The sequence below is a fragment of the Trueperaceae bacterium genome (genome assembly GCA_002707365.1).
GTDB lineage: Bacteria > Deinococcota > Deinococci > Deinococcales > Trueperaceae > UBA6957.
Genome location: PAMQ01000010.1, coordinates 68,859 through 85,714, shown reverse-complemented (window position 1 = coordinate 85,714; position 16,856 = coordinate 68,859). Strand labels below are relative to the sequence as shown.

Here is a 16,856-nt window from a genome sequence, read left to right as displayed (position 1 = left end):
AAAACCCACTTACCAAGCATATTATCCACGTAGTCATAAGTGGTGACCCATCCCGGAAAACCGATCTCTATCAAAACTAATTGCGGGGTTAAATCACGCGAAAAGGATCTAGTTTCTTCCTAAGGCCTTCGGGAACAGGTATTGGATGGTTAGCCTGGTAGTCAAAATAAACCACTACTGACTCGACCTCAGCTGCAACTGCCAAATCATTAAGTCTGGACCTAATCTTCTGCTGAAGACGTATGCTGCTTGTACCCACGTTTGCAACTTGCGTAGTAACCGTGAGTTCGTTACCAAAGTGAACCTGGTTCCGAAAGTCTATAGCTAAACGAGCTAATATTAAGTGGCCAAGTTTACCGCCAAGATCTTGGAAGAATCTGATACGTGCATCCTCAGCATAATGAGCAAAGGCACTGTTGTTGACGTGACCCAAAGCGTCAGTATCAACGAATCGGACCTGGATATTAGTGTTATGACTCATGTGACCCAGCATACGATTGGCATTAGGATCTTGGAAAGAAGCACCTGTAATTGACCATTTATGCTCACCACACAAGAAAATAGTCTCACGATTATAATTCTGCAAATTTTACCTGATTAAGCTACTTTCAATCGAGTCAAAAGTTAGTGGTTATGAGTCTTTTTAGGTTTCCGCTTTCTGACACTTGGGACAAAAATGCGTACCCCGACCCCCTAGAGTAATCTTATTGATTTGAACACCACAGCGAGGACAAGGTTCATTAGAATGACCGTACACGTTCAACTCTTCAAGATAAGTCCCTACATTCCCGTTGACAGTGCGGTAGTCATTAAGCGTGGTTCCTTGGGCTTCCAGGCTTGCGATTAAGACTTCCTTAATAGCACTTTGTAATGCTGCTATTTTCGATACTGGAACGTGACGAGCCGGTGTCTGGGGGTGAATTTGAGCACGCCACAGAGCCTCATCAGCATATATGTTCCCCAACCCTGCTACAGGCTTTTGAGTAAGAAGATATGCCTTTACAGCGGTGCCCGACCGAGCAAGAGCCTGAGTAAATTTCGCTTTAGTAAAGGTTCCTTCGAGAGGCTCGGGCCCCATATTCTGGAGTGTGGGAAGATCACTGTAATCACCCCTCGGGACAACTAAGAAGCGGCCAAAGCGGCGAGGATCGCAGAAGTATAGGATTGAATTCGGACCTTCATCATCGAGTACCAATTGGACACGTAGGTGTTGATCTGGACGACGGGGAGTTACCACCCCTGTCATGCCAAGGTGGATGATCAACTCATCCCCACCGGATAGCGGCAGCAGTAAAAATTTCCCGCGGCGAGTCACATCTGTTATTCGCTGCGACGCAGCTCTTTCGAGATTGGCGTACTTTGGCCCAGGCAGGGCGTCAACCAACTGTACTCCCAATATTGTCTTGCCATAAAGCCAAGGTTCTAATTCGAGCCGAATTGTTTCGACTTCAGGCAGTTCGGGGATAACTGACCTTTCCCTCATAAAGGGCCCGCCCGACTATACAACCATCGAGCCCAAGCTCCTCGTAAAGATCGATGTCTGCATCAGTCGCGACCCCACCCCCTGCAATCAAGGTATGTGGAAATGCCGAACGTATATCATGCACAGGTTCTGGATCCACTCCAAGCATAGTCCCATCACGGCTAACATCGGTGTAGATAAGTTGACGCACACCTTGATCTGCCATCAAACTTGCTAAATCAGTTGCAGCTACTTCGGTGATTTCAGCCCACCCTCGAACAGCTACTTTCCCATCTCGGGCGTCAATTGATACAGCCACTCGTTGGGACCCAAATTTTTCTACCAAAGCATGTACCACTTCTGGCTTTTGCGTCGCGATCGTACCGAGGACAACCCGCTCTACTCTCTCAAGCCAGGTGCAGGCTGCTTCGAAACTCCGAATACCTCCCCCCACCTCAAACCGAGCAATCTTTGTATCGGCAATCTCGAGAATCGGCGACCGATTTTCACCATTACCAAGAGCCGCATCTAGATCCACCAAATGTATCCACTCCGCCCCTAGATCTGCCCAATGTTTGGCAGCGTCAAGAGGGCGGTGGAAATATACAGTCTCGCGCTTGGGATCACCTTCATACAAACGGACAGCTTGACCTTTTTGGATATCGACAGCCGGAATGACTAAGAACATCGGCAAAGTATACCTAAGTTGTCAATCCAGTTGCCCTGACCTGATGATTGTTAATGCAAGAACGGTAACTAAGTTTATCGAACATTCCCAGGAATAAGAAAGTTCAAAATCAGTTGCCCGAATTTCCCATAAACTGACGTCTTTCCTGCCAGCTAATACGATAAAGAACTAACCCAGAAGCACCCAAACGCTTGACACCCCCTTCGAAAAGCCTTTACCTTGGAGAGATGCTGTCTTACTCTGACGCTACACTTAACCTTGCTCAGCTTCTTCGTCATAACCCAGATTCGCCAGACGAAGTAAAGGGTAATGGACAGCTAACGACCGAAGCTGAGCATTTTAAGGAGCTTGGGATACAACTAGAAAATCCCCTCATTTGGCACCTTGTCGTGCGTAACATTGGTGGGGATGACGACTTTTTTGTGGAGGGAAACATCAAAGGAACTGCGTTAATAGATTGCAGACGTTGCCTACAAAAAGTCCCCTCAAAAATCGCGTCTGACTTTTTCTACCCGATGAACTATGTACCTGGCACCACGCAACTTACCCTCGCAGAATTGGGTGATGGTAAGGAAGACGAGGACCTTTTGATTTTTGGGCAAACCGAGGTAGATTTTGGACCAATGCTGATCCAACTTTTTGCCATAGACCTTCCACTTACAGCGCTTTGTAAGGAGAGTTGTAGAGGCCTCTCGCTTGACGGAGTAAATCTTAACGATCATCCTGAGATGGTAGAGAACCCTAAAAGTGGTAACCCTTCCGTATTTGCTGTTCTTAAGGATCTAGATCTGCAGTAATTCATTGCACTAAGGAGATATCTCATGGCCAAACACCCAGTACCCAAGAAACGTACTTCTAAATCCCGTCGTGATAAACGCCGAAGTCACCACGCCCTTAGTGCCCCAGCGCTGGTAGAGTGTCCTGAATGTAGGAAAATGAAACCCTCACACGTCGTCTGTCCCGAATGCGGGAGCTACGCTGGTCGCCAAGTGATCGAGATGGACGCCTGACAACGGCCACATTGTTCTTGCTGACACTTTTTGGTTATTCGAGATCTAAGTAGCTTACAATGGGACCATCTTCATCCCAACATAGTCTAGTTGTCTTTTTGTGACCTGGGGTGATAGGACCCAGGCGTGTACCAGAGTGGACGTGATCAAGTGACCGTCAGAGCCATAAGAGCGGGTCTAACCTACCTGGGTGCCTACGCCCCAAACAAGATCATTACAAATGAAGATCTTGAGAGGACCTTAGACACTTCTGACGAGTGGATCCGGACTCGTACAGGCATCCGCAAGAGGCATGTAGCGGCAGACGATGAATTCACATCGGATATGGCTATTCGAAGTGTTGAAGACTTAATCGCTAGAAACGGGAAATCGGCGATCGAAGGTGTCGAGTTAGTAATAGTTGCAACCAACACTCCCGACGCTTTTTTTCCAGCCACCGCTGCCCTAGTCCAGAATCACTTCGAACTACAAGCGGGGGGTTTTGATTTACTCGCGGCATGCCCGGGGTGGATCTATGCACTTTCAGCAGCCCGAGCATATGTAGAGTCAGGACAATTTAGCAAGGTATTAGCTATTGGTTCAGAAGCTCTTACCAAAGTAGTTGATTGGGAAGACCGAGCAACCGCTGTGCTTTTTGGTGATGGTGCCGGAGCTTGCGTAGTAGAAGCAGTACCAGAACCATTCGGTTTCAAATCCATGGTTCTAGGAGCAGACGGTAGTGGCGCCCAACACCTGCACCAACGTGCCATAGGTTCGAGATTACCGAATGGTGAACCCCTAGCTGACCGAGTTGTAATGAATGGTCGCGAGGTGTTTAAGTTCGCTGTTCGTGTAATGCGAACTGCTACTATTGAAGCAATAAACAAGGCAGGTATAAGCAGACAAGATATCAGCCTTTTTGTCCCCCATCAGGCTAATCTTCGTATTATTGACGCCGCACGCGAGCTTCTCGAGTTACCTCCTGAAAAGGTCGTAGTAACGGTAGATGAATACGGTAACAATTCTACGGCAAGCATTCCGCTAGCCCTTAAGCACGCTTTTGACGATGGTCGCATCAAGGATGGTGACAACCTCTTACTGGTCTCATTTGGTGCCGGACTAACCTGGGGTGCTAGCGTCCTCACCTGGGGTAATAATGAACGGTAAACTTGCTGCCCTCTTCCCAGGCCAGGGATCGCAGTTTGTTGGAATGGCTAAGGACCTTTACAACAATCATCCCAGCGCTAGCCAGGTTCTTGACGAGGCCGACGCTACACTACCTGGTTTGTTGCAACTAATGTTTTCGGGACCAACTGAGGAATTACAGAACACCGCCAACCAACAGCCTGCCCTGGTTGCAGCAGGTGCTGCTGCCTTTGCTGCTTATCGAGAAGCCGGAGGCCAAGAACCCGATTATGCTGCTGGTCATAGCCTAGGTGAGTACACTGCACACGTCACAGCTGGATCACTGCCGCTTTCGGAAGTCCTCCGATTAGTAAGGAAGCGTGGAATTTACATGCAAGAAGCTGTCCCTAAGGGAAAGGGGACAATGGCTGCTGTCCTAAAGATCTCTCCTCTTATAGTTGAACAAGTTTGCCAAGAGACAGGCGGCGTGGTTGAACCTGCAAACTTCAACTCCCTTAACCAGACCGTAATCTCTGGTGAGGTCAAATCAGTAAACAAAGCTGCAGAGATCCTAAAAGAAAAAGGTGCTAGGGTAGTTCCGCTCAAAGTTTCGGCCCCATTCCACTGTAGCCTTATGACTTCAGCTGCTAAGCGCCTAGCAGCTGATCTAGCAGAAATCACATTCAGCGAACCCTCCTTCGGAATTGTAGTTAATGTCACCGCCGACCTTCTAAATGATACTCACGAAGCCGCTGACCTACTTACCCAACAGGTAGCGGCAACGGTCCGGTGGCAAGAAAGTTTGGAGCGTTTAGTAAAACTTGGCGTCGTCCGGTTCCTAGAATTTGGGTCTGGAGATATTCTGACCAAGCTGGTGAACCGTAACATTGAAGGTGTCGAGGCCAAAGCTGTGGTTGATTCAACGACAGTACAACAAGCAATTCAGGAGGTGACATGAACTCTGTTAACCAAGAACAACGAGTACTGATAACTGGCTCTAGTAGAGGCCTCGGACGATCAATGGCGTTAGAATTCGGCCGTTGTGGGTACCGGGTTGCTGTACACTATGTCAATTCAAAAGAATCAGCGGAAGAAGTAGCTGCTGAAATCCTTGGTGCCGGTGGGAAATCCACCGTTTTTTCTGGCAACGTTGCAAACTCTACGGATTGCTCAGAGCTCATCAATAATGTTGTCACAGAGTTCGGTGGGCTAGAGGTGTTAATAAACAACGCTGGTATAACTCGCGACACGCTTGTCCTAAGAATGAAGGACCAAGATTGGCAGTCCGTTATTGATACCAACCTCTCTTCAGTTTTCTATTTGGCTAAAGCTGTCCTTCGAGGCATGATACGTCAAAAATTTGGCCGCATCATTAATATATCTTCCGTAAGTGGATTGCTCGGGAACGCGGGTCAAGCCAACTATGTAGCAGCTAAAGCGGGTATCATTGGGTTGACTAAGTCACTTGCTCGTGAGTACGCAGCTAAGGGAATCACCGTTAACGCAGTCGCACCCGGATTTATCCAATCAGATATGACAGATACCCTACCTGACGAACTTAAAGAGCAATATCTTAGTCAGATCCCGGTTGGACGTTTCGGCCAACCTAATGAGGTAGCAAAAGCTGTAGTGTTCCTTGCAAGCAAAGATGCCTCTTATATCAACGGCCAAACCTTACCTGTCGATGGTGGCATGGTAATGCCTTAAGCAAAAACGGCGTGTTAGAATCGCCTGGATCGGGAAGTTTAAAATCCCGAAAATATCGTGCTACAAGGAAAATTATGGAGGTCAGTGTGGACGAACAAGAGATCTTAACAAAAATTCGACAAGTTGTTGCCGACAAATTAGACAGCGACGCGGGTGACATAAATGCCGAGGCTTCCTTCGTGGACGACCTTGGCGCCGATTCACTCGACGTTGTAGAACTGATTATGGGTTTAGAAGATGAGTTTGCTATTGAGATCACAGACGAAGAAGCCGAAAATATCCGAACTGTTGGAGACGCTGTCAAGTTCATTGCCGAAAGGGCATGATCAGTTGGTGCCTATTCGGCACCAACGTGTGGTCCCCCCCTCCATTAGCGAAAGGTTTCAGAAATGAATCGAGTTGTTGTAACGGGGGTTGGCCCCGTCACTCCCATTGGAGTAGGTGCGGATGCTTATCTGAAGGCCCAACAAGAAGCTAAGAACGGCATTAGACGCATAACAAGATTCGACGCCAGCGATCTAAGCGTACAGATTGCTGGTGAGGTCGACCTTGACATAGATAAATACATCGAACGGCGTGAAGCAAGACGGCTTGACCGCTTCGTCCACTTCACCTTAGTTGGAGCTGCCTTAGCCCTTCAGGACGCCGGCCTCACTGAGGACGACATCGCAGGGGAACAAACTGGGACCCTTATTGGCAGTGGCGTTGGCGGCATTGAGACCTGGGAACGGCAAGCACGAATCAGTTTCGAAAGAAGTCCAATGAGGATGAGTCCGCATTTTATCCCCATGTTAATCGCCAACATGGCCAGCGGCCATGTTGCTATGCGCTATAAACTGCTAGGACCTACCAGTACGGTAGTAACCGCCTGCTCAACAAGTTCGGGTGCAATAGGTGATGCCTTTCGCATAATCGAAAGAGGTGAAGCTACTTATATGATCGCTGGCGGTAGCGAAGCACCGATCACCCCAATGGGAATTGGTGGCTTTGCTGTAATGCGAGCCCTCTCAACCCGTAATGACAGTCCTGAAACAGCAAGCCGGCCATTCTCAGCTAGCCGAGATGGTTTCGTCGCTGGTGAGGGTGCCGGTATCCTTGTTCTCGAAGATTACGACCATGCCTGTCGTAGGGGTGCCCGGATATTAGCGGAGATCGTTGGTTACGCTACGACATCTGACGCTCACCATGTGACAGCCCCAGCACCGGGGGGTAGTGGCGCTGTCCGCTGTCTCCAAGGAGCCCTGAAGTCAGCCGGTTTACGTACAGATCAAATCGGTTATATAAATGCTCACGGTACGAGTACTTCAGCGAATGACCTAAATGAAACCCTGGCCCTAAAAACTGTTTTCGGCACTGATTCGGTACCCCCAGTCTCTTCCACAAAATCAATGACCGGCCATCTGCTAGGCGCTGGTGGTGGTATTGAAGCAATAGCTGCCATTCAGGCACTCTACAGCGGCATCCTTCCCCCTACACGGAACCTCCACGACCCAGACCCCGCACTTGACCTCGACTACATTCCTCATGAAGCGCGCCAACAGCAAGTTGAATACGGCATTAGTCAAAACTTTGCATTTGGCGGACAAAACGCAGCCTTGGTATTCAAGAAATCATAAGGCTTAATCTATAGCAATGTAATCTAAGCAAGTGAACGTCAGCCACATCTCACAATGGACAACATTTAAATCTTTAGCCGTCTAACCTGTTTTTATGGAGCGTACAAGTCTAAAACCCATATGACCAGTGCTACTGTCAGGGGTATTCCTTGTCCGAGCCGCCACACGGTAGCGATTACAATACGAATCGTGACATAGGTATGAGCCACCCTTAGTAACCCTATAATCTCCCACTGAAGGGCCCTTAGGGTTAATACTCTCTTCGCTCAACATATCTCGGTGATACTGTTCACTAAACCAGTCTGAGCACCACTCCCACGCATTACCCACGATGTTATAAAGACCGTATCCATTTGGCTCAAAGGTATCGACAGGTGCCGTACCCAAATAACCGTCTTTCCCAGTGTTATTCTTTGGGAACGTACCTTGCCATATGTTACAGCGGTATTTTCCCTTCGGACTCAGGCGATTGCCCCAAGGATATGTGTTTTGCTCAAGGCCACCCCGAGCAGCAAACTCCCATTCAGCTTCAGTAGGAAGTCGCTTATTAGCCCAATTCGCGTAGGCCGTGGCATCATTCCAAGACACATGAACCACAGGATGATCACTTCTGTGATCTACTCCTGAATCTGGTCCCTCAGGGTGTTGCCAGGAAGCACCCGAAACTTGGCGCCACCAAGGTGCCTCAGTTACACCCCGGGTACCTGCTAAACCATTAGGTAGAAATTGGTAGAAAACAAACGACCAACCGAAATTTTCAGCTTCCGTCTGATATCCGGTGGCTTCGACGAAAGCTGAAAATTCTGCATTAGTTACGGCACAGGTATCAATCCAAAAAGGATCGATAGTCACCTCTCTAACTGGAGCCTCTCCGTCAGCGGGAAAAGACTTGTCGTTACTTCCCATTAGAAAAGCTCCACCGGAAAGCTTTGTCATTCCCTGATACGATAAAGGTCTCAGGTTATTTGTCTCAAATGAAACTCCAGCGTGTCGACTCTGCGCATTTGTCACACGCTCCGGCGTACAGCAGGATCTAAGCTCAAGTTTCTTCATGACCTATCCAAGCTAGCACGAGGCATCGTCTGACGTCATGCTCAGCTGGACGTTTATCTAAGCTCCTAATAAGAGACCAACTGTAATAACTCGTCAACTCGAGCCAAAAATAATGAAGAGATCGATTTAGCTACGATTTCGCTCTAGGTTTAACGGCTGTACCGGCCTATCCTAAGGCGTTGAATTTCAGAAAAACCAAGAAAAGAACTAATAAACAGGTAAACTGCGGCCAACACCCCAGTCGCCAAAATGGCACGTGTAAAAAATCCCACCCAATTCGTCGCAATTGGTACCATTTGCAGAATCAAGTAGGTTACACCACAGGCAAAGCCCGCGATCCCTAAAACAGCGATGGCGTAACGACAAAACGCAGCCCAACGAAACCGCTCTCTTCGAGTAACAAGCCCTAGTAGTAAAATGAGTTGCAACCAAGCTGCAATAACGAGACCCCAAGACATACCTACAATTCCTAAGGGTGGAACTAGTAACGTGTAAAGCACTCCACTAGAAATAATAAAGATAGCAGTAACGGCGATTGGCCATCGCACCTCACGGCGTATATAGAAAGTGCGCATCAACAAGTTGGAAACTCCAAGCGGAAAAACCGCTAGGCCTAACGGGGCCAATGCATCAGCCGACAATTCTAGGGTCCGCGGATTGGTACCGGTCCCAGGTTGGAAGGCTGTTATCCAATTGAGAACCGAATTAACTGCTGCATCAGGAACAATTAATAGTAACAATCCAGCCGGTGCAGTGAAAAAAGCGATTAAACGGAGCCCTTCAAGTAACGTCTTCGAAAAAGCCGCCGGCTCCTCTGAAGCATTTGCGCTAAGACGGGAGTAGTAGGCCAGAGCTGGAGATATACTAAATAGACCTAAGGCTAAACTGAGGAAAAGATCCGCATTAAAGAAAGCTGTTTGGCTACCGGCTTCGAGACTATTAAGGATGCGAGTAGAAATTACGTTAAGAACCTGTCTAGCGCCAGTTGTAAAAGCGAACGGAACCATAAGAACCAACACAATGGCCAGCTCGGGGTGCCAGAAGTGTCCCAGCTTAGGAAGAAGTTTGTACCGAACCAAAAACGGTATCTGAATAAGAAATTGTGCAATCGCACCAAAAACAAAAGCTAGTGCCAGAGGTACCGCCTGGGACGGGAAAATCAACATCAGTACTACTGTAACTACGTTAAGCGCCACCGGAGCCCAAGCTGGACCGATAAACCGTTCATTCGCCTGTAAAACACCCATAGCTAGAGCAGAAAATGAAATTGCAGCAAGAAATGGGAAAACCACCCGCGTGAGCTGTACGGCCAGCTCGAAATCGACACTCCCCTCGCTACCTAAGAGTAATCTAACAACCCAAGGGGCTGCTAACGTTGTAATCAAAAGAAGTATTCCATTAACCAAAAACAACATTCCAGCCAGAGCTCCGGCTAAGCGACGAGCATCGGGTTGAGATTGACCTCGGTAGATCGGAACAAAGGAGTTTGTAAGCGCCCCCTCAGCCAAAAGCTCGCGAAATAGGTTAGGCACCTTAAATGCCACAGTAAACGCGTCAGTAACAGTTTGGGGGAAAAGCTGGTTAAGAAGGGAATTTCGTAGAAGCCCAGTCAGACGACTCACCAAAGTACCCCCCATAAGTGTGAAGGCGCCACTGGCTCCTGATGGCTGGTTTGGACCGTAAGGTGGCAAGTCCCTTTCAGAGTTCTTCTTTGAACTAGTTTCTACTCCAACCACCCCGTTTCAGTGCAGCTGGTCCCGGATTTTCTCAAAACGTTGGTCAACCTCGATTAGAGTTTCATCCCGCTTAGGAAAAGCAAAACGGACTCGACCCCTCCCAAGCTCTGGATCACTTCGGTAAAAACTCGAGCCAGGTACTGTCCCAATCCCAATCTCGTCAATTAGCCAGTAAACAAACTCGTTATCGTCATCATTGAGTCCAAAAGCTGACGAGACGGCAGAAAAGGTGGCCATTGTGTAATAAGACCCCTCAGGTACCGAAGGTTCAAATCCAGACCTGGTGAGGATTCCTAGCATTTGGTCTCGGCGGTCAGCGTAATAGGCAGTAAGCCAAGCGTAGTAATCATCATTCAACTCTAGAGCAACCACGGCAGCGCGTTGCAGAGGTGATGGAGCGCAAATCGTGGTGAAATCGTGGACCTTGCGTAGAGCCTCAGTGAGCAAAGAAGGAGCTGTAACGTAACCCACTCGCCACCCCGTCACGGAGTAACTTTTAGAAAGCCCACTAATGGTGATTGTTCTATCAGCCATGCCGGGCAAGGTCACAATGGGAATGTGCTCACAATCGTCATAAACCATATGCTCGTATATCTCGTCACTGATGGCAATAACGCCATATTTTTGACATAAATCAGCAATGAAACTAAGTTCCTCCCGATTGAACACTCGACCTGTTGGGTTGTGCGGTGTATTGAAGATGAAAGCTCGAACCTTAGGTTGTTGAAAGGCTCGTTCGAGCTCATCTAAATCAAGACCATAATCGGGTGGCCTGATTGGCACCCATAAAGGCTCTGCTCCTGCGAACACAACACCAGCATGGTAATTTTCATGAGCAGGTTCTAGGATTACTACCCTATCGCCCTTGTCAACAACTCCGATCAAGGCAGCAATTACGCCTTCTGTTACCCCACAGGTGACCGTTACCTCTGTTTCAGGATCTGGCTGGAAACCGTAGAATCGAGCGGTTTTTTTAGAAATGGCGTTTCGCAATTCAGGCAGGCCCCAGGTGGGTACGTACTGGTGGTGGCCTTCACTTAGTGCTAGCCTCGCAGCCTCAATAAGCTCCTCCGGAGGGTCGAAGTCAGGTGATCCCTGACCCAGGCTGATAGCACCGCACGACATGGCATGCACGCTTGTACTACGAATAACTGATTCAAAAAGGTCATTGACTCGGCTTGCAGTACGTATTTCCATAACCCCTCCCCTCGCATAACGGTACGCATGAGCATACAGGATTGCTAGGAACTTAACTGTTGAGAGTTCGGAATTACGAACCAGGTCGCTCCAGGACCAATCTCTTTAAAGGGGTGCCAGCTTATGCGAAAGAGAAAACTTGGCATCTATCCTGCCTTAAAGTAACTAATCAGATCTCGATCTTTTTTGATCTCACCTTCCACAAAACTAAAGCGATTAGGATTTACCGGATGGTTGTTGATGTTCGACTAGCTAAATAGGCAGCACCAACAATACCAGCTTCATTCCCTAGCAAAGCAGGGGTAATTGCTGTTTTGATTTTAAGATGGGGAAAAAACTTCTCACTTTGACCGCTAACACCACCCCCAATAATAAAAAGGTCAGGAGAAAAAATAGACTCTAAATACTGAAGGTACTCGTAGACTCTCTTTGCCCAACACTTCCAACTCAGATTCTCATTCTTACGAACGCGAGGAGCAACCCACGGTTCGACCTCACGCCCATTCAATTCCAAGTGCCCAAGTTCCGTGTTAGGTACCAGTTGACTATCAATAAACAGAGCACTACCAATCCCAGTACCGAACGTGAGCATACAAACCACTCCACTCTCGGCACGCCCAGCCCCAAATACCATTTCAGCAACCCCAGCTCCGTCAGCATCATTGAGGACATAAACCGGCTGACGTGTAACATCACAAAACAGGCTAACAACGTTGGTACCAATCCAAGCAGCATCTACGTTGGCCGCCGATAATGCAATATCTTGTTGGATTATTGCTGGGAAAGTGCAACCTATAGAGCCTTTGTAATCGAAATGTTCAACAATGTTTCCCACTACTTTAGCTATGGCATTGGGGGTAGAAGGAAACGGTGTTGGTACTTGAAATCGATTTGCGACTAACACCCCCTGGTCAACGTCAACTAACGCACCCTTTATGCCGGAACCACCTATGTCGATCCCAAGTAGACCTTTTTTCTCCACCGTAGCCATGGTGATGAAGAGTGTAGCAGAAACCTTAGGTTTGTTGGCTTAACAGTAATTAGCCAGGTAGACTGGCCATATGGAGACAGTCCAATGATGCACATCGATGTTCGGGGGGTCTTAATCCCGACTCTCGGTTTCGGAACTTGGCCGATGAGGGGCGAGCAGTGTAAAGAGGCAGTAGAACATGCCCTCGAAATTGGCTATCGTCACATCGACACAGCACAAGCTTACGAGAATGAGGCAGAGGTAGGATTGGCTATACGTAATTCGGGCCTTCCACGTAACGAAATCTTTTTGACCACTAAGGTACGTCCTACTAACTTTGCTCGGGCATGTGCCCGAGCTTCCGTGGAGGAAAGCCTAAGAAAGCTTAATACGGACACCATTGATCTAGTTCTACTTCACTGGCCAAATAATGAAGTTCCTCTTCAAGAAACCTTCGAAAGCCTCTCGCTTTTGGTGGATGAAGGTTCTGTTCGTCATTTAGGAGTCAGTAATTTTCCTACCAATCTTGTTGAAGATGCAAGAGAGGTTGTCGACATTTTCTGCAACCAGGTGGAGTATCACCCGTACCTTTCCCAATCCCAACTGCTAAAACAAGCTCGTAAATATGGTCATCTTTTAACGGCTTATAGCCCTATAGCGAAGGGGCGTGTTTTGACAGATCCATTATTGGTTGAAATTGGATCCAGGTACGATAAGAACCCTGTCCAAATTACACTTCGCTGGCTTGTTCAACAAGAACGAGTAGCGGCGGTACCCAAAGCAGGGAGTCCAGAACATAGGCTATCTAACATTAGTATTTTTGATTTTGAGTTATCCCCAACCGAAATGGATGCCATCCACAACCTTAGCAGGAAAGAACGTCTAGTCGATCCTACGGATGGACCTGAATGGGACGGTTGACCCGTGGATCTTCGGCGTACTGGTCTGACGGCATGGTTACTGATTAACATTGCTGTTGCACAAGAAGTATCAATCGACACAAACATAGCCCAACAGTACCGAGCGGGAGACGATGGTGCACTAACAATAAACCTCCATATGGGAAATCCAGAAACGCTACACAGAGAAGCGGTGTTATTTCTCAGTGTAATTAAACTCCAGAATTCTGGAGGTTACGTTCAAGCAACTCACCAAATTTTCGCAAACGCCGAAACAAAGCCCAACATTTTCCGGACAGTATTGACAAGCGAGGATCTCCAAACTGGTATCAAAGCGCAAGTAGATTTTCAACTTCGAAATAGGATAAAGCCAGGAAAATACGCCTTGGTCCTACAACTTTTCTCTGGAAGCAACACTAATCCTCATCGAGTTAATGTAAACGAACGCATTGCCATGCGAATATTCCACTTCAAAATCGTCAATCAATAACGGACGACGAAAGTGTTTCCTAAATTCAATCCGCTAGCTTACGTGTGAAGGACTCTGCAAACTAAGCAACAAAAATTAACAATCATCTTTAAGCAAAAAGTTATGCTGGTTTAAGTGCACTTTTCAGTAATTACACCCACGTACAACCGGCCGGAGTACCTTCTCGAGGAACTACGTAGCATACAAAGACAGCTAGGGGAGATCTGGGAAGTAGTGGTTGTGGACGATGGGGATGGTTCAGGTATCCAAGTAGTTCGTGATTTAAACGATTCACGAATTAAAGCCATACAAAACCCGGGTACAGGCCAAGTAGAAGCCCGCAATGCAGGAGTACGATTAGCCAATGGGGATCATATAGTCCTTCTGGATGACGATGACTTACTAGCTGTTCCTGATTACCTATCTCAAGTGAAAACCCTCCTTACGACTGAACCAGCCTTGGTACACAGCTTCGGGTGGATGATTGAAGAGGAGGGAGGTAACCGCCATCTGTGGGACCTAAAAGCCGATCCTTGTAGCCTAAGAAAGGACAACACGCTACTGGTTGCAGGTTTAACTTACCCCCGGGTATTTCATAAGGAACTAGGAGACTTTGATGCTACGGTCGGTGGTTATTTTGATTGGGATTGGCACCTTAGGGTAACCGCTGCAGGTTACCCTCTTAAAACGATCGAATCTCCCAGTGTCGTTTACCGAATCCACGCTGGTAGTGGTTCTTCCAAGGTTAAAGCTAAACGGCGCAAGCATTCTTTCGAGTTACTATGCAGAAAACATGGCCTCGAAACTAACATCAAGAACCACGCTGTGGTTTTTTCAGAGCTTCGTCAAAAGGACTCCTAAATTTCAGTTTGCTACATTTGGGAGAACTCAGTTGGAAAAACTAATTTGTTATTTATATTTCTAATAAGGAGCTCGTTCGAGTACTCTGGTCGATTGCTGAGCTCGTCCCAAACCGAGTCGTTCCTAAAAAGCTCCCAGGCGCAATCTAAAGAATTCATATCGCGAAAAGCAAGCATGTAAGTCAAACTAGGTAACTGCGCTCCGATCAAGGTTTCTGCAAAAAACACCGGATTCAGACCAACGCGATGAAAAATATCCAGTTCTCCCTGCTGAAACATTTCAATCTTTTTCTTTCCTGCATAAGCACTAGGGCTCTCGTAAACTCGCAGCTGAAATACCCGATCAGCAGCTTTAGTAGGTAGATTGTAGTTTGGCATTACATCGAAGCCTCGCAGCACAGAACTGGAAGCTTGACGAAAAATCGGTCTTGGCATTGGATCAGGTAACGAAAGGTCGGCCTTAGCTGTAAGCAAATCATCTCGAATCGCAATTAATTTCTCAATGCTTGAGTGAGGAACAAGCAAAATTAGTGACAACTCGGGTTCTTGAGTTGTGAATACTCCGACTTTATCTACCCCTAAAGTGTTCAGAGCAGGTATCGTCTTCTTTCTAAGCACAACCATGAAACGTTCTTGTTGAGATTTTGACTCAAAATCATAAGTACGCAGATCGAAATACAATTCGACTAATTGTATCGGTCATAGGGTTGTGGTGTCCAGTTGAATTTACATCGTTTTAAACCAGTCTTACCCGAATTGTAATCAGGTACGCATCAAAATCACAGGCACTTATATATCAATAACTAGCCATACAAGGTAATTCGTTACCTACCAATTTTCGCGTATCTCGCTAGAGCTAACATCCATGCAGAAAATGTTCTCCGGAAGAGCCTCAAATAACTGTTCGAAACCTGCAGGCACATTAATATCAGCCAGGGATAATACCTCGCCATCACAACGACGACTAGCAACCAGAAAACGTATTCCCTGCTTAGTTAGGTTGGATAGAGCAGAAAGCAGGGCTGCCTGGTCCTTGTTATAAAACCTTGGGTCTAACACGCGAGTTGCTGTGTCCGCACCGATAACAAAAACACTATTAGTAAAAAGCTCTGCCTTGCGAACAAAAAGAGATTCCCGAGTCAAAATGAGAAGGCCTTGGGAAGCAAATTGCCCCACCCGCCGCCAAACCTCAAAGGGACTAAGTGGCTCTTTCTCGGCATTCTCGAGTGGCAGCTCAAAACAAACTGGCAGATTGAGAAATTCTGTGGCGGCCTCAGCAAGACCAAGGTGACCCTGGTGAAGGGGATGGAACGAACCGGATAATATCCCAACACATTTCGGCGTCTCTCCTGTGATGAGAGAGCCATCTGTTGGTTGAATACCAATCCAAGATAATTCCCCAGATATGAAACGAGCAAAAATTTGGCTTGGAACAAAATCCTGTTGTAATTCCTCATTCTCTTGTAGATCAAGTTCGGGGTGGCATAGGACGCCTTTAGCATCCGCGACAGCCTTAAGGATTACAAGGCTAACGAGGTTTTCTTCAGCTTCCCGTTTACGGATTCCCTTACTGAGCGTGAGCTCGTACGTAGCTGTACCTAGAACACTGGCAACGGCAACTACACACCGGTGTTCACCGCGCTTACTACGATTAGTTGCAATAGTCGCAGTACAGCCGACACCGAAGATATGAGGCTCTTTCGGTTCGAGAGTTCGAGCCCTTAGAAGACCTTTCAAGGCCAACTCTCTAGCGACGTCTACCGAAGTAAAGTGCTCAGGTTTGAACTCTAACGCCTCAATCAGGGAGGCAGGTGTGTAGCGATCGGTCGCCTCAAGGATAGTATTAGAAGAGCCCCCAACGCTGTGCAGCCAAGCCAGGGCTTGTGAGCCAGCACCGGCAAAATTCATAACCATTCGTTGTGGTCTTGCATGAATTGATGTTATGAGTTCGAGAACCACGTTCCTATAATGACATCTGGCAGGTATTAACTGCATGTCGCTTTGCGATGAAACCCACTGTTTTCGCAAATTTTCTAAAGAATATTCTTCTTGACCACACTTTTAAGGATTAAGCGAAACTAGTTT

General features: G+C 47.4%; 19 protein-coding genes. 10 read left to right on the top strand and 9 right to left on the bottom strand.

The features are described from left to right. Positions 1–88: 88 nt before the first annotated feature. Genes CMO31_04730 through hisA form a run of 3 tightly spaced genes read right to left on the bottom strand, consistent with a single transcriptional unit; the run spans position 89 to position 2,150 of the window. Positions 89–586, bottom strand: coding sequence for a thioesterase (locus tag CMO31_04730; protein MAZ53307.1), 498 nt, complete (start codon positions 584–586; stop codon positions 89–91). A 57-nt stretch (positions 587–643) separates the two neighbouring features. Further along, the gene (locus CMO31_04725) at positions 644–1,465 is read right to left on the bottom strand and encodes a DNA-formamidopyrimidine glycosylase (protein MAZ53306.1); all 822 of its coding nucleotides are present in this window, start codon (positions 1,463–1,465) and stop codon (positions 644–646) included. Next, on the bottom strand, positions 1,449–2,150 hold the full coding sequence (hisA, locus tag CMO31_04720) for a 1-(5-phosphoribosyl)-5-[(5-phosphoribosylamino)methylideneamino]imidazole-4-carboxamide isomerase (protein ID MAZ53305.1): 702 nt from the start codon (positions 2,148–2,150) through the stop codon (positions 1,449–1,451). Before hisA ends, CMO31_04725 begins: the two co-directional genes overlap by 17 nt. 227 nt (positions 2,151–2,377) lie before the next feature. On the opposite strand from hisA, the gene CMO31_04715 reads away from it, so the two are divergent. The 7 genes from CMO31_04715 (at position 2,378) to fabF (ending at position 7,587) form a co-directional block, all read left to right on the top strand. Then, positions 2,378–2,947: a hypothetical protein gene (locus CMO31_04715; protein MAZ53304.1), complete on the top strand. Its 570-nt coding sequence runs from the start codon at positions 2,378–2,380 to the stop codon at positions 2,945–2,947. 24 nt (positions 2,948–2,971) lie between these two features. Further along, complete coding sequence (locus CMO31_04710) at positions 2,972–3,160, top strand: 50S ribosomal protein L32 (protein ID MAZ53303.1); 189 nt, start codon at positions 2,972–2,974, stop codon at positions 3,158–3,160. Between the two features lie 165 nt (positions 3,161–3,325). Beyond that, on the top strand, positions 3,326–4,306 hold the full coding sequence (locus CMO31_04705; protein MAZ53302.1) for a 3-oxoacyl-ACP synthase: 981 nt from the start codon (positions 3,326–3,328) through the stop codon (positions 4,304–4,306). Continuing rightward, entirely contained in the window at positions 4,296–5,222 is a 927-nt protein-coding gene (gene fabD, locus CMO31_04700; GenBank protein MAZ53301.1) for a [acyl-carrier-protein] S-malonyltransferase, read from the top strand. Before CMO31_04705 ends, fabD begins: the two co-directional genes overlap by 11 nt. Further along, on the top strand, positions 5,219–5,971 hold the full coding sequence (fabG, locus tag CMO31_04695) for a 3-oxoacyl-[acyl-carrier-protein] reductase (protein ID MAZ53300.1): 753 nt from the start codon (positions 5,219–5,221) through the stop codon (positions 5,969–5,971). Before fabD ends, fabG begins: the two co-directional genes overlap by 4 nt. A gap of 74 nt (positions 5,972–6,045) precedes the next feature. Beyond that, complete coding sequence (gene acpP, locus CMO31_04690; protein MAZ53299.1) at positions 6,046–6,297, top strand: acyl carrier protein; 252 nt, start codon at positions 6,046–6,048, stop codon at positions 6,295–6,297. Positions 6,298–6,360: 63 nt separating this feature from the next. Beyond that, entirely contained in the window at positions 6,361–7,587 is a 1,227-nt protein-coding gene (gene fabF / locus CMO31_04685; GenBank protein MAZ53298.1) for a beta-ketoacyl-[acyl-carrier-protein] synthase II, read from the top strand. A gap of 81 nt (positions 7,588–7,668) precedes the next feature. On the opposite strand, the gene CMO31_04680 is transcribed toward fabF, so the two are convergent. From CMO31_04680 to CMO31_04665, 4 genes are all read right to left on the bottom strand, one after another. Beyond that, positions 7,669–8,640 (bottom strand): serine/threonine protein phosphatase, encoded by a 972-nt coding sequence (locus CMO31_04680; GenBank protein MAZ53297.1) that lies wholly within the window; start codon positions 8,638–8,640, stop codon positions 7,669–7,671. Between the two features lie 149 nt (positions 8,641–8,789). Further along, positions 8,790–10,376 (bottom strand): murein biosynthesis integral membrane protein MurJ, encoded by a 1,587-nt coding sequence (gene mviN / locus CMO31_04675; protein MAZ53296.1) that lies wholly within the window; start codon positions 10,374–10,376, stop codon positions 8,790–8,792. A gap of 6 nt (positions 10,377–10,382) precedes the next feature. Further along, a complete protein-coding gene (locus tag CMO31_04670) occupies positions 10,383–11,573 on the bottom strand; it encodes an aminotransferase (GenBank protein ID MAZ53295.1) in 1,191 nt (396 codons plus the stop codon). A gap of 223 nt (positions 11,574–11,796) precedes the next feature. Further along, positions 11,797–12,564 carry a polyphosphate glucokinase gene (locus tag CMO31_04665; protein ID MAZ53294.1) on the bottom strand — a complete coding sequence of 256 codons (768 nt, stop codon included), beginning with the start codon at positions 12,562–12,564 and terminating at the stop codon, positions 11,797–11,799. Positions 12,565–12,648: 84 nt separating this feature from the next. Here CMO31_04665 and CMO31_04660 point away from each other — a divergent pair, with 84 nt between their 5' ends. The 3 genes from CMO31_04660 (at position 12,649) to CMO31_04650 (ending at position 14,772) form a co-directional block, all read left to right on the top strand. Continuing rightward, positions 12,649–13,464 carry a 2,5-didehydrogluconate reductase gene (locus CMO31_04660; protein MAZ53293.1) on the top strand — a complete coding sequence of 272 codons (816 nt, stop codon included), beginning with the start codon at positions 12,649–12,651 and terminating at the stop codon, positions 13,462–13,464. 3 nt (positions 13,465–13,467) lie between these two features. After that, positions 13,468–13,932 carry a hypothetical protein gene (locus CMO31_04655; protein MAZ53292.1) on the top strand — a complete coding sequence of 155 codons (465 nt, stop codon included), beginning with the start codon at positions 13,468–13,470 and terminating at the stop codon, positions 13,930–13,932. 114 nt (positions 13,933–14,046) lie between these two features. Beyond that, positions 14,047–14,772: a glycosyl transferase family 2 gene (locus CMO31_04650; GenBank protein ID MAZ53291.1), complete on the top strand. Its 726-nt coding sequence runs from the start codon at positions 14,047–14,049 to the stop codon at positions 14,770–14,772. Positions 14,773–14,783: 11 nt separating this feature from the next. Here the strand turns inward: CMO31_04650 and CMO31_04645 are convergent, their stop codons facing one another. Further along, entirely contained in the window at positions 14,784–15,395 is a 612-nt protein-coding gene (locus tag CMO31_04645; GenBank protein ID MAZ53290.1) for an NIPSNAP family containing protein, read from the bottom strand. Between the two features lie 204 nt (positions 15,396–15,599). Continuing rightward, positions 15,600–16,730, bottom strand: coding sequence for a hypothetical protein (locus CMO31_04640; protein MAZ53289.1), 1,131 nt, complete (start codon positions 16,728–16,730; stop codon positions 15,600–15,602). Between the last annotated feature and the right edge of the window lie 126 nt (positions 16,731–16,856).

Excerpts from the sequence above, each read along its gene's own strand:
- hisA (MAZ53305.1), bottom strand. The coding sequence starts at position 2,150 with ATGTTCTTAGTCATTCCGGCTGTCGATATCCAAAAAGGTCAAGCTGTC.
- CMO31_04715 (MAZ53304.1), top strand. The coding sequence starts at position 2,378 with ATGCTGTCTTACTCTGACGCTACACTTAACCTTGCTCAGCTTCTTCGT.
- CMO31_04710 (MAZ53303.1), top strand. The coding sequence starts at position 2,972 with ATGGCCAAACACCCAGTACCCAAGAAACGTACTTCTAAATCCCGTCGT.
- fabD (MAZ53301.1), top strand. The coding sequence starts at position 4,296 with ATGAACGGTAAACTTGCTGCCCTCTTCCCAGGCCAGGGATCGCAGTTT.
- fabG (MAZ53300.1), top strand. The coding sequence starts at position 5,219 with ATGAACTCTGTTAACCAAGAACAACGAGTACTGATAACTGGCTCTAGT.
- acpP (MAZ53299.1), top strand. The coding sequence starts at position 6,046 with ATGGAGGTCAGTGTGGACGAACAAGAGATCTTAACAAAAATTCGACAA.
- fabF (MAZ53298.1), top strand. The coding sequence starts at position 6,361 with ATGAATCGAGTTGTTGTAACGGGGGTTGGCCCCGTCACTCCCATTGGA.
- CMO31_04680 (MAZ53297.1), bottom strand. The coding sequence starts at position 8,640 with ATGAAGAAACTTGAGCTTAGATCCTGCTGTACGCCGGAGCGTGTGACA.
- CMO31_04670 (MAZ53295.1), bottom strand. The coding sequence starts at position 11,573 with ATGGAAATACGTACTGCAAGCCGAGTCAATGACCTTTTTGAATCAGTT.
- CMO31_04665 (MAZ53294.1), bottom strand. The coding sequence starts at position 12,564 with ATGGCTACGGTGGAGAAAAAAGGTCTACTTGGGATCGACATAGGTGGT.
- CMO31_04660 (MAZ53293.1), top strand. The coding sequence starts at position 12,649 with ATGATGCACATCGATGTTCGGGGGGTCTTAATCCCGACTCTCGGTTTC.
- CMO31_04645 (MAZ53290.1), bottom strand. The coding sequence starts at position 15,395 with ATGGTTGTGCTTAGAAAGAAGACGATACCTGCTCTGAACACTTTAGGG.